The organism is Herbiconiux flava (genome assembly GCF_013409865.1).
Classification (GTDB): domain Bacteria; phylum Actinomycetota; class Actinomycetes; order Actinomycetales; family Microbacteriaceae; genus Herbiconiux; species Herbiconiux flava.
Window position 1 is genome coordinate 3,829,179 of the sequence record NZ_JACCBM010000001.1, and the last position, 11,216, is coordinate 3,840,394.

The following is an 11,216-nucleotide window of genomic DNA, read 5'->3' on the forward strand; positions in this document are numbered from 1 at the left end:
CGAATGAAGAGCAAGGGGTCACGCCGCGGCATACAACTCCAGCGGCTGCCCATCGGGGTCGAAGAAGAACAGCATGTCCCGCCCGGTGTGCGGGTCGACCCGCAGCTCCTCGCAGCGCACTCCCTTGGCCACGAGCTCGGTCCGCGCATCCGGAACCGAGTCGACCTCGAAGGCCAGATGACGGAGGCCGGTCGCCTCGGGTCCCGAAGGCCGGGCGGGCGGGTTCGGGAAGGAGAACAGCTCGATCAGGTACTCGCCGTTCAGGGCGAGATCGCCCATCCACGAGTCGCGCTCGGCGCGGTAGACCTCGGTCAGCAGGGTGCAGCCGAGCACGTCGAGGTAGAAGGCCTTCGACCGCTCGTAGTCGGTGGCGATGACGGCGATGTGGTGCACGCGGTTGAGTTTCACGTCTACGACCGTAGCGCGCACGGCGCCCGCACCGGGCCCGCCGACAGATTCATCGAGACGAGAGAATTCAGCGGGATGAAAAGATTTAGCGGGATGAGAGGACCCGATACTCTCATCCCGCAAGGAGACGTCAACACCGTCTGCCATGTTCAGCCGTTACCCTTACGACCATGGATCAGGGGCGCTTGTGACGTCACCGTCAGGCTCACATTACACGAGCACACGGCCCCTTTACACGGGGCATACAGCGCAAGTCGTGGTGTGCTAGGCCGGTTTCCGAGATGACATCGAAGTCATCCCGCGGCGTCATCGAGACGGGCCCGCCGCGAGATGTCCTCGTGCGTGTAGGACCCGCGCGGGTTGCGCCCGGCCCGGTCGCGCGCCGCCGCGACGAGCAGGTGCCGCAGGTGGGTCGCTTTCGATGCACGGATGATGCGGCCGGTCACCGTGTACGCATCGAGCACGGCCACCCGCGGCGCCCAGATCGGCCGGCGACGGCGCTGCCCGAGCCCCTTGCGGTGCATCAGGTGCAGGAACGCCTGCGTGCTCCCCAGCGCGCTGGCGAGGTCGACACCGGGAGCGATGGACGGCAGGGACGGCTTCGTGCCGTCGGGGCCGGCTGTGGCGACAGCGACGAGGCCCCTCAGGTCGCTGTACGGGGGCACGTACGGCAGGAAGCGCGAGAAGTCGACCGACATCTGCGCGATCTCGTCGAGCGGGGCGCCCTCGGGCAGCCCCATGTAGCGCTCGAAGGTGAACCGGCCGGAGGGCGCGAACGCCGTCGCCATCGACGAGAAGCCGACGTTCACCACGAGCAGGTCGGCGATCCCCTGCGTCCGCGCCTGCCGCGCGATGGCCGTGCCGATCTCGGGCTGCGTCGTCTCGGACTCGTCGAAGACGAGGTCGGCGCCCGCCAGGAACTCCGCCGCGTTCGAGGGCGTGACTCCCTCGCCGTAGACGTCGACCACCGCCGACGGATTGACGGCCAGCACCTCCTCGCGGAAGACCTCCGCCTTGCCGCGACCGTAGCTCAGCGCACTCGCCCCCGGCACGCGGTTGGCGTTGGCGCGCTCGAACACCTCGGGGTCGGCGATGCTGAAGCTGCCCACCCCCATGCGGGCGAGCTTCGTGCCGACCTGGAAGCCCACCCCGCCGACCCCGGCGATCGCGATCCGCGACTCAGTCAGCGCCTGCTGCTCCGCTTCGCTCCAGAAGCCGTAGTTGCGCGAGAACTCGGGGTCGCCCAGCGATCTCATCGGCGCAGCGACCCGATCACAGGCTCTCGGTGACCCCATCGGCCACCGCCCGCACGTCGGGCGCCCGGCCCGACTCGATCGCGAGGGCGCGCTGCGCCCGCGAGATGCGGCCGAAGTACTGCAGCTCCCCGTCGGCCGCCGCGAGCTGACCGAGGATGGTCGCGTTGCGCTCGGTGATGCGGGCCGCCGAACCGGGCTGGTCGAACTCGACCGGCAGGTTGTAGTCGAGGTAGTGCTCGATGTAGCGGGGCTCGCCGATGCTCCAGATCGAGAGCATGCCGGCCAGGTGCCGCTCGAGCCACGGCTCGATGATCGCGAAGGCCCGCCCCAGCCCGTGCGTGGTGAAGTAGGAGGAGATGATCGCGAACAGGTGCCACTGGATGAGCTCCTGCATCGCCACCCGCTCGTGCCGGGCGATCACGCGCGAGACCTCGGCACTGCCGGCGGGCAGCGGATGCTCGGCGAACAGCTCCGGGCAGAAGTCCTCCACCGGCAGCGGCCGGTCGACCCCGACGGCCCCCTTGATGATGGCGCGGGCCACCCCGACGATGCGCACGCCCTCCGGCGCGTTCTCGAAGATGCCGAAGGTCACCGAGCGGGAGTCGTCCTCGTCGCGGTCGAGCCCGTCGTCGGAGAGCTCGGAGGGGTCGAGCTGTCCCGTCTGCTCGACGTAGACCAGGCGCCGGAACTCGAAGTGCTGGCGGTAGGCCTCCTCGAAGCCGGGGAGGGCGACGCCGTTCACGGCGATCACACCCGAGGCGAGGCGCGCTTCCGGCTCGACGACGAAGGCGGGCGACCCGTCGATGAGCGGGATGACGGCCGCGTTGGAGATGGTGCGGTCAATGCGCGACACCGGCGGTCCTCTGACAGAATTCGGAGGTGAGAGCCACACGGAGCACTGCGGGTTCCTCCGATTGTTCACCTTGGTGGGGATCGACCGGCTGGTCCGCGCGCGCTGGGTGCCGTGAAATCGAGCATAGGAGCGGGCCGTGTTCGTTTGCAACTTGGGACGTTATGTCCCAAAATGATTCCGAGAGGGGCTGATCGATGTCAGAGAACAGCTGGGGGAAGTCCGCGGCGGGCCGCGGAAAGGTGCCCAAGGACGAGGTGCGCACCGCCCTGCTGCAGACCGCGATGGGCCTCGTGCAGACGAACGGCCTCACGGTGGGCTTCGAGCACCTCCTGATGGACGACCTGATCAAAGAGGCCGGTGTTCCCCGGAGCGCCGTCTACAAGATATGGGAGACCAAGGAGGCCTTCTTCGAAGACCTGCTCAGCGAGGTCGCCAACCAGGTCTCCCCCGGCCGTGCCGACGAGGAGTCGCTCGTCGCCACCTGGGAGTACCTCGGCTTCCGCGCCGACGAGCTGCGCACCCCCGAGGGCCGCCGCCGCATCTTCCTCGACGTCGTGAGCCTCGCGGCCGAGCAGAACTTCGAGGCCGTCACCTCGTCGGTGCAGTGGCGCACCTACGTGGCCCTGGCCTCCACGGCGCTCTCCTACCCCTCCGCCGTGCGCGACCGGGTGATCGAGTCGCTCCGCAACAGCGAACTGGCCTTCCTCGACCAGATGGAGGTGTTCTACCGCAACATCGTGCCCGCGGTCGGCTACCGCCTCCGTCCCGATCTGAACGACGACTACCGCCCCCTGGTCGTCGCCTCCTCGGCGGTCATCGAGGGTCTCGGCATCTCGCGCGCGATCATCCCCGACCTCGTCGAGGCCCGCTACAACATCGAGAACGAGGGCCGCTCGGCCGAGGTGTCGCTCGCGGCCATCTCGTACCACGCCATCACCTCGTCGTTCATCGTGCCCGACCCGAACTACGACGCCGAGGCGGCCATCGCCCGGCTCTCGGGCGGCATCGACGAGATCCCGATGGTGCAGCCGCGCAGCCGCGGCATCGACGACTAGGGGTCGACCGCCTCAGTCGTGCCACGGCCCGGCGTCGGTGACGCGCGGGTTCTGAGCGAACAGAAGGCGCAGCTCGCCCCCGCCGACGGTGACCTGCGAGCGCCCGAACGCCGTGCCCATCACCGCCACGAAGCTCCCGAGTGCCCGCCGTGCGGCCGGCTCCCCCGCGGTCCAGGGGGCCCGCACGAACACGCTGCGGTGCTCGCCCACCTCCGTGACCCGCACGTGCAGCGCCGATCCCTCGGTCTCCGGATGCGCGAGCAGCGCCGTGAGCAGGGCACGCAGCGCCACCTTCTGCTCGACCGGCAGGCTCTCCGCCACCGCCGCGGGATCGTGCAGCACCAGGCGGCCGGGACGGGCTCGCCGCAGCCGCTCCAGCCAGGGCAGGCCCACCCCGGTCATGATCTCCGAGCGCAGCACCGCCGAGAGCCGTCTGGCCCGCGCGGGGTCCCCGGGGGCCAGCGCCCCGCGGGCGAGCACCTCCTCGAAGAACGGCACGACCTCGGCCGAGAGCTCGGCGCGGCCCGAATCGCGCATGAGCTCCCGAAGGCGGATGCGCACCCGCCGCGCGAGGCCCCGCTGCTCCCGGCCGGCCAGCTCCTGCTGCCGCGCCAGCGTCAGGCTCATCCGGTAGGAGAACACCGACGACGCGACCCCGAACAGCAGCACGGGGGTGCAGGCGATCACGGCCGAGGTCAGCGGCGACACGGTCTCGGGCAGGTCCCCGGCCTCCGCCGCGCTGATCGAGCCCACGACGACCAGCGAGACCACGGTGGCCGCCGCGAGCTCGCGCCCGGGCCGGAACATGCTGAACGAGAGGATCACGACGCCGATCACCACCGGTCCCCAGTCGTCCCACAGCACGTTCGACGCACCCCAGCCGGCCGCGGCCGAGAGCCCGTCGGCGGTCAGCGCGGCCGCCACGGTGAGACCGAACGCGAGGGCCGAGGTCGGCGGACGCACCGGGTCGGTGGCCAGCACGAGACCGAGCGACGCGACCGCGACGGCCACGATCGCGCCGATCGCGAGCACCGGATGCACGATCCGCTCGGCATCGGTCACCGTTCGCACGAGCGCCACCGCGATCAGCGCGATCCCGGTGACGACGAGCAGCGGATGCAGGGCGCCGGCGACGATGGGGGCCGCCCGGCGGGGCGCGATCCGCCACGACAGGAAGCCGATCATCCGCTCGCCCGCTCGGGCTCGGGCCAGACGTTCTCGGGGGCCGGAGGCAGGCTGAACAGGTAGGCCGTGCCGCTGCCGGGCGCCGTGAAGAGCTGCGCGCGGCCGCCCACGGCCTCGATACGGCCGAGGATCGAGTGCTGCACCCCGAGGCGGTCGGGGCCCACCCCGCCCGGGTCGAAGCCGACGCCGGCGTCACTGACCATCAGCACCACCTCCCGGGCGGCACCGTCGACGACGACCTCCACCCGTTCGGTGCGGGCATGGCGTCGCACGTTGACGAGCACCTGGTCGAGGGCGAGCCCGACGGCCTCGGCGACGGACGGGGCGAGCCGCTGCAGCGAGGCGAGGTCGCCCGCGAGGTCGATCGCGAGCCCGCGCTCCCGGGCCGCCGCCACGGCGAGCGCCACCCGCGAGGGCAGCGGGATGTCGTCGAGGGCCGGGGTGGCGCCGGAGAGCTCGTCGGGCCAGAGCCGTCCGGTCTCGATCAGGGCGAGGTCACGGCGGAGCGCCGCCGCGAGTCCGTCGGGGAGCGGCCCGGGCGTGAGGTGCGAGATCAGCGTGAGCTCGCCGAGCACGGTGTCGTGGAAGAGCGCGATCACCTGCGTCTCGACCTCGCGCTGGTAGGCGAGCGCGTCGGCCTCGCGCCGGGCGCGATCGACCGAGCGGGAGTCGAGCTCGGCCCGGCGGCGGGTGATCAGGTCGGCCACGCCCACCGCGAGCACCACGGCGGTCAGCACGGCGGTGAAGCCGTCGAAGGACGGGTAGCGGCCGGTCGCGGTCGCCGCGACGAGCACCGCGGCCTGCCCGAGCAGGTAGGCCAGGGCGATGGCGACGAGGTTGCCGGCGCCCATCACGGCCGGCGCCACGGTGTAGATCACGGCGAGCTGGGGCAGCGCGAGGATGAACGGCGACTCGGCGACCGCCGCCCCCGACTCGGCGAGGATCACGAAGGAGTAGCCGCCGATGCTCACCGCCGCCACCACGAGGTGCAGCACCGTCGCCCACCAGCCGAGCCGCCGCCGGGCGAGCGGGATCAGCACGGCGATCGGCACGAGGAACCCGAGCGCGGGCCAGACGGCGTCGCCCGGCAGGTAGGCGGCGCGCAGCAGCACCAGCACGACGGCGATGCCGAGCGCGGTCACGCCGAAGGCCAGCGTGGCCGCCGAGACCGCGCCGGCGGCGGGCCGTTCGAGTGCCGACATCGTTCCCCCAGAAGCATGATCCCATACGTCGATCGTCCAGGTCGCGCCCGATACGATGGTCACTCGCTACCGGGGAGGCGTCCTGACCAGTCCGTCCAGAGCCAGTCCGTCCAGAGCCAGCCCGTCCACAGGCAATCGATCCAGGGCCCGTCGGTCGTGGGCCCGGCCGATCGCCGCCCTGCTGCTGGTGCTGTACGCCGCGGCGGTGCTGGTCGTCGTGATGTGGCCGTCGCCCGTCGACGAGAAGGCGAGAGGGATGCTCGCGCGCATCCTGAAGGGCCTGCACGACCGGCACCTGCTGGAGTTCCTCGGCTACCCGCAGGTCGAGTTCCTCTCGAACGTCGCCCTCTTCATCCCCCTCGGGCTGCTGCTCGGGCTGCTCCTGGGGCGCCGCATCTGGGGTCTCGCGGTGCTGCTCTGCCTCGCCGGCTCGGTCGCGATCGAACTGACCCAGTACGTGTTCCTGCCCGACCGGTTCGCGACGGTCGACGACGTGATCGCCAACACCCTGGGCGGTCTGATCGGGGCGCTCGTGGCCGGCGCACTGCTGGCGCGCTGGCGACGGCGTCGCGAGTCCCGCCTGCGGAGGCGTGCCGTCGCCCTGCCTCCGCCTCCGCCTCGCGACGGCTGGGGGCCGGGCACCGTGCAGCTCTGACCGGTCGGGCGGTTTCGCTAGTGTTGTCGCGGACAGGGGAACTGCAGTGACGAACGACCACGACGACCACGACCTCGACCGCCTCGTCGCCGCCGAGGACTGGGCGGGCGTGGTGGCCGCGCTCGACACCCGCTGGTCGGCTCTCCTGGCGAACGAGCCGCAGCTGCTCCGCCGCACCATCACCGCGCTGCCGGCCGAGGTGCTGGCCGGGCATCCGCGCTGGGCGCACGCCATCGAGTACGTCAACCGCTTCGTCGAGAACGACGCCCCGAAGTCCACCCGCTTCCGTGGCACCGCCGCCGCTCCCCCGCCGCGCACCCTGCTCGACCTGCTCGCCCAGCTGACCGCCCGTGCCGCCGCCGGCCGGGCCAACGGGCGTCTCGCCGACGCCGTCGCCGCCGTGCGCGAGGCCAGGGCCGCGGTCGACGAGGCGACCCCCGTGGCACGCGAGCAGCTGGTGCAGGCGCTGCCCGAGTTGGAGTTCCAGTGGGCGATGGTCTGGGAGTACTCCGGCGACCTCGACGCCGCGGTGCGGGAGTACGGCGAGTGCTTCGACCACGCCGTGCTGATCGACCATGTCGTCATGCAGGCCAGGGCAGCCGGCAGCCTCGCCTGGCTGCACGCCCTGGCGGGCCGCAACGTGCAGGCGCGCAACCGCCTGGCCGGGCTCCCCGACGCCGACGGCGAGTGGTGGCAGACGCGGGCCTCGATCTCGGCGGTCTTCGCGCAGACCCTGCTGCTGATCGACGAGCTGCGCGTCGACGCGGCCGCCCGCACCCTCGCCGCGGCCGACCTCGCGGGCGTCACCGAGCGCTGGCCGGCCCAGAAGCTCCTCGCGGCCCTGCTCGTCCGCGACGCCGGCTCGGCCCTCGCGGTGCTCAGCCAGATCGACGCCACCGCCGCCGGCCAGCCCGAGGCGGTGCGGAGCGCCGGCGAGTCGACCGGGTTCGTGGCGCTCGCCCGCGCGCTGCTGTTCGCGGCGCTCGGCGACCGGGCCGAGGCCCGCGCGGCGGTGGCCGGACTCGGCGCCGACGAGCGTTCCCCCCTGGGGCGCATCGCCCTGATGATGGAGGCGGCTGCTGCCGCCGAGGCCGGTGACTTCGGGGCCGCCGGTCGCCGCGCCGCCCCGCTGATCGCCGCCGCCACCGCGGAGCCCCGGGTGCTGGTGTCGGCGTTCGCCCTCACCGCGGCGGCCCAGCGGCACGACGCCGCGACGACGCCGTCGACCGCCACCGCGACCTTCGCCCTCGCGCTCGAGCTCGCCCGCACCCACGGCCTGCTGCGGTCGTTGCTCGTGCTGCCGCGGGGTGAGCTGGCGGCGCTGATCGCGGCCTCGCCGGCCGGGGCGGTTCCGGATGCACTGGCCGAGCGTCTCCTCACCGCCGCTCGCGACCCCGACCCCGACCCCTTCGCGACCCTGACACCGCGCGAGAAGGCGGTGCTGGCGGCGGTGCTCGAGGGGCAGAGCACGGCCTCGGTCGCCGACGCTCTCTTCGTATCGCCCAACACCGTCAAGACGCAGCTGCGGAGCATCTACCGCAAGGTGGGCGTGCAGAACCGGCGCGAGCTGCAGCGCGCGGCGCAGCCCTGGTTCAGGGGCGCAGCGCGTTCGTGAGCACCGCCGCAGCCTGGCTCGGGGGCTCGGGGACTCAGGGGCGCAGCGCGTCCGTGATCACGGCTGCGGCCAGGGAGAGGGCCGCGAGCGCGAGCAGCACCGCGACGCCGAGCCGCAGCGCGATGGCTCCGCCCGAGCGACGCCGGGCCGGGAGCCGGGACGCGAGCACGACCGCGACCAGCAGCAGCGCCGCCGACAGGGCGAGGCCGAGCAGCAGCGCGAGGCCCGCGCCGATCTCGGGCGTGTGCAGGTAGCCGAGCACGAGGGCGCCGAGGTAGACGATCGCGGCCGTGATGACTCCGGCGAGCACGCGGGTGCCGATGTCGCGCCAGAACTTCTCCTCGCGCAGCCACTGTCCGGGGAGCTCCCAGGCCCTGACGCGCGCCGGCAGTTCGGGTTCGGTCATGAACCGAGGGTAGCGGCACGGCGAGGCGCTACGCTCACGGCTATGTGCACGCGCATCCTCTGGAACACCAACCAGGTCGCCAAGACCGTCAGCCGCTGCATGGACTGGGCCGTCAGCGACGAGCCCGAGCTGTGGTTCGTGCCGCGCGGCACCGAGCGCAGCGGCAATGCCGACCACGAGAGCCACCGCTGGACGTCCACGTACTCCAACGTCGCCGTCAGCATGTGGGGCCTGGGCACGGTCGACGGCCTGAACGAGAAGGGCCTCGGCGCCCACGCGCTCTACCTCAACCCCGACGACGTCGCCTTCCCCGAGGCCGATGGACGGCCCTCGGTCGCGAACGCGCTGTGGGTGCAGTACCTGCTCGACAACTACGCCACGGTGGCCGAGGCCGTCGCCGACATCGGCCGCATCCGGATCACCTCGCCCACCTTCCGCGGCATCCAGCTCGGCGTGCACATCGCGATCGAGGACGCCTCCGGCGACTCGGCCGTGATCGAGCCCGTCGGCGGCGAGCTGGTCGTGCACCACGGCCCCGAGTACACGGTGATGGCGAACTCCCCGACGCTCGACCGGCAGCTGGAGAACCTCGCCCGCTACCGTCCCTTCGGCGGCGAGCTGCCGCCGCCCGGCGACATCAGCTCCACCGACCGCTTCGTGCGCTCGGCCTACTTCCTGCACTACCTGCCCGAGCCCGAGAGCGCCGAGGAGGCCGTCGCCGGCGTCTTCCAGCTGATCGCAAACGTCTCGGTGCCCTACGGGGCCCCGTACACGACGGGAGACGTCTACCCCACCTGGTGGCGCTCGGGCGCCGACCTGACGAACCGGGTCTACTACTTCGGCTCCACCCGCAGTCCGAACATCTTCTGGGTCGAGCTCGACGAGCTCAAAGACCGCACCGAGGTCGCGAAGCTCGACCCGCGCGACCTCGCGCTCGTCGGCGACCAGACCGCGAACCTCGCACCGGCGCCGCTGCTCTACTGAGCGGCGACGCCGGGCGAGGTGCACGAGGCTACGGCTACTTCACCTTCTTCACTGTGTAGGCGAAGGCGTCGACGCGGATGACCGTGCCCGACGACTTGACGACGGTGATCGTGTGGTCGCCGTTCTTCAGCCCGGCCGACTCGAACAGCGTCTGCCCGGTGCGGCGCACCTCGGCGTGGGTGTCGACCGTCTTCACGTACGCGCCGTCGACGTAGACGTCCACCGTCCCCTGGTCGGGAGCGAGCGGACCGACCCAGGAGACCCCGGTGCCGGTGAAGCCGAAGGTGGCGAAGGCCCCGTCTGCCGTGCTCGAGTGCACGTCGCCGTGCAGGTCTCCGCGGAAGGCGAAGTCGAGCGGCGCGGCGCCGATCGGCAGCGTCCCGAGGTAGGCCGCCGAGATCGTGACGGTGCTGCCGTCGACGGTGTAGTCGATGCCCTCTTCGAGCGCGGCGCCGGCGTGCGAGACACCCGCCAGCTCACCGGGGTCGCGCAGGAGCTCGACCACCGCATCCGTCGCCGCCGCCTTGTCGAACGTCGCCGTGCTCTGGCTGAGCAGGCTCTCGACGGTCAGGTCGAGCTTGTCGAGCAGCAGGTACGAGCCCGACTTCTTCACGACCCGCAGCGTGTGACTGCCGTTCGGCAGATCGGATGCGCTGTACAGCACCTGCTGCACGCCCCGGCCCTGGCTCGGGTCGAGATGGGCGTCGACGGTCTGCACCAGCTGACCGTCGAGGTAGATCTCGGCCTCGCCCTGCGACTCGTGCGTCTCGCTGACGAAGGAGATGCCGGTGCCCTGGAAGGTGTACTGGAACGCGTCCCCGTTCGCCTCGGTATAGTGCACGTCGTCGCCGTGGTCGCCGAGGCCGCGGCCGGAGCTGCGGCTCCAGGTTCCGCTGTAGACGATGCCCTGGGCGTCGTCGTTCAGCGTCACCGAGCGTCCGTCGGAGGGGACGGCCGGCTCGCCCTCGCCGGTGGACGAATCGATGACCGAGACGGTGAGGGGCTGCGAGACGGGGGCGACCTCGCGGCCTCCGTTGCGCATCCATTCACCGTCGGCGGCCGTGCCGTCGGGGACGTCGTAGGAGACGCAGAGGGCGTCGTCGTTCACCGTGACGCCGGCGTTCTTGGCCGGGGTGACCTTGAGCAGCTGCACGCCGTGGATCGGGATCGCCGAGCCGGTGAACGAGCTGTCGAAGGAGCCGAGCTTCTTGCCCGCCCAGAGGTCGCGCACCTCGCCACCCCCGGTGAGGCCGATGTCGGCGAAGTCGACGGTGACGTCGGAGTCGGTGCGGCCGAGGTTGAACAGGGCGACCGTGTAGGTGCCGTCGGCGTTCAGGGCGTACCAGACCTGCTTGTTCGACGACATCGACACCGGCTGGGCCGGCACGCCGTTCTGCTGCACCGCGAGCACGTCGCGGTTCGTCAGCAGCTGCAGTCCGTAGTCGTCGAGCTGGGTGAGGTCGTTGCCGACGTACATCGGCGCGGCCGAGATCGCCCAGAGGGTGGCGGCGGTGCGGCGCTCGTCCTTGGTCAGGCCGTCCATCGTGCCGTTGCCGACGTTCAGCGAGTCGAGGTCGTTCCAGCCGCCGGGGCCGCC

General features: G+C 71.8%; 11 protein-coding genes. 4 read left to right on the forward strand and 7 right to left on the reverse strand.

All coding sequences use genetic code 11. From position 1 onward, the window contains the following. Nucleotides 1-18: 18 nt before the first annotated feature. The 3 genes from BJ984_RS18275 to BJ984_RS18285 all read right to left on the reverse strand — a co-directional run bounded on the left by BJ984_RS18275 (nt 19) and on the right by BJ984_RS18285 (nt 2,517). Nucleotides 19-408, reverse strand: a complete 390-nt coding sequence (locus BJ984_RS18275) for a VOC family protein (RefSeq protein WP_218870121.1) — start codon at nt 406-408, stop codon at nt 19-21. Nucleotides 409-701: 293 nt separating this feature from the next. Next, complete coding sequence (locus BJ984_RS18280; protein WP_179549219.1) at nt 702-1,664, reverse strand: ThiF family adenylyltransferase; 963 nt, start codon at nt 1,662-1,664, stop codon at nt 702-704. A 16-nt stretch (nt 1,665-1,680) separates the two neighbouring features. After that, nucleotides 1,681-2,517, reverse strand: a complete 837-nt coding sequence (locus BJ984_RS18285; RefSeq protein WP_179549220.1) for a hypothetical protein — start codon at nt 2,515-2,517, stop codon at nt 1,681-1,683. A gap of 194 nt (nt 2,518-2,711) precedes the next feature. Between BJ984_RS18285 and BJ984_RS18290 the strand changes: the two genes are divergently transcribed. Further along, nucleotides 2,712-3,572 carry a TetR/AcrR family transcriptional regulator gene (locus BJ984_RS18290; protein WP_179549221.1) on the forward strand — a complete coding sequence of 287 codons (861 nt, stop codon included), beginning with the start codon at nt 2,712-2,714 and terminating at the stop codon, nt 3,570-3,572. 12 nt (nt 3,573-3,584) lie between these two features. Here the strand turns inward: BJ984_RS18290 and BJ984_RS18295 are convergent, their stop codons facing one another. Together BJ984_RS18295 and BJ984_RS18300 are read right to left on the reverse strand one after the other, a co-directional pair. Beyond that, on the reverse strand, nt 3,585-4,757 hold the full coding sequence (locus BJ984_RS18295) for a hypothetical protein (protein WP_179549222.1): 1,173 nt from the start codon (nt 4,755-4,757) through the stop codon (nt 3,585-3,587). Beyond that, on the reverse strand, nt 4,754-5,959 hold the full coding sequence (locus tag BJ984_RS18300) for a sensor histidine kinase (protein ID WP_179549223.1): 1,206 nt from the start codon (nt 5,957-5,959) through the stop codon (nt 4,754-4,756). Before BJ984_RS18300 ends, BJ984_RS18295 begins: the two co-directional genes overlap by 4 nt. Nucleotides 5,960-6,146: 187 nt before the next feature. Here BJ984_RS18300 and BJ984_RS18305 point away from each other — a divergent pair, with 187 nt between their 5' ends. Then, entirely contained in the window at nt 6,147-6,614 is a 468-nt protein-coding gene (locus BJ984_RS18305; RefSeq protein WP_179549224.1) for a VanZ family protein, read from the forward strand. A gap of 46 nt (nt 6,615-6,660) precedes the next feature. Continuing rightward, nucleotides 6,661-8,229, forward strand: a complete 1,569-nt coding sequence (locus tag BJ984_RS19165; RefSeq protein WP_179549225.1) for a helix-turn-helix transcriptional regulator — start codon at nt 6,661-6,663, stop codon at nt 8,227-8,229. Nucleotides 8,230-8,263: 34 nt separating this feature from the next. Here the strand turns inward: BJ984_RS19165 and BJ984_RS18315 are convergent, their stop codons facing one another. After that, nucleotides 8,264-8,635, reverse strand: a complete 372-nt coding sequence (locus tag BJ984_RS18315) for a hypothetical protein (RefSeq protein WP_179549226.1) — start codon at nt 8,633-8,635, stop codon at nt 8,264-8,266. A 42-nt stretch (nt 8,636-8,677) separates the two neighbouring features. Between BJ984_RS18315 and BJ984_RS18320 the strand changes: the two genes are divergently transcribed. Further along, a complete protein-coding gene (locus tag BJ984_RS18320; RefSeq protein ID WP_179549227.1) occupies nt 8,678-9,619 on the forward strand; it encodes a linear amide C-N hydrolase in 942 nt (313 codons plus the stop codon). A 34-nt stretch (nt 9,620-9,653) separates the two neighbouring features. Here the strand turns inward: BJ984_RS18320 and BJ984_RS18325 are convergent. Next, on the reverse strand, nt 9,654-11,216 hold a 1,563-nt coding region (locus BJ984_RS18325), incomplete at its 5' end, for a X2-like carbohydrate binding domain-containing protein (protein ID WP_179549228.1).

Bases quoted from the DNA above. Each gene is read 5' to 3' on its own strand.
- BJ984_RS18280 (WP_179549219.1), bottom strand. From the start codon at position 1,664: ATGAGATCGCTGGGCGACCCCGAGTTCTCGCGCAACTACGGCTTCTGG.
- BJ984_RS18295 (WP_179549222.1), bottom strand. From the start codon at position 4,757: ATGATCGGCTTCCTGTCGTGGCGGATCGCGCCCCGCCGGGCGGCCCCC.
- BJ984_RS18315 (WP_179549226.1), bottom strand. From the start codon at position 8,635: ATGACCGAACCCGAACTGCCGGCGCGCGTCAGGGCCTGGGAGCTCCCC.
- BJ984_RS18300 (WP_179549223.1), bottom strand. From the start codon at position 5,959: ATGTCGGCACTCGAACGGCCCGCCGCCGGCGCGGTCTCGGCGGCCACG.
- BJ984_RS18320 (WP_179549227.1), top strand. From the start codon at position 8,678: ATGTGCACGCGCATCCTCTGGAACACCAACCAGGTCGCCAAGACCGTC.
- BJ984_RS18290 (WP_179549221.1), top strand. From the start codon at position 2,712: ATGTCAGAGAACAGCTGGGGGAAGTCCGCGGCGGGCCGCGGAAAGGTG.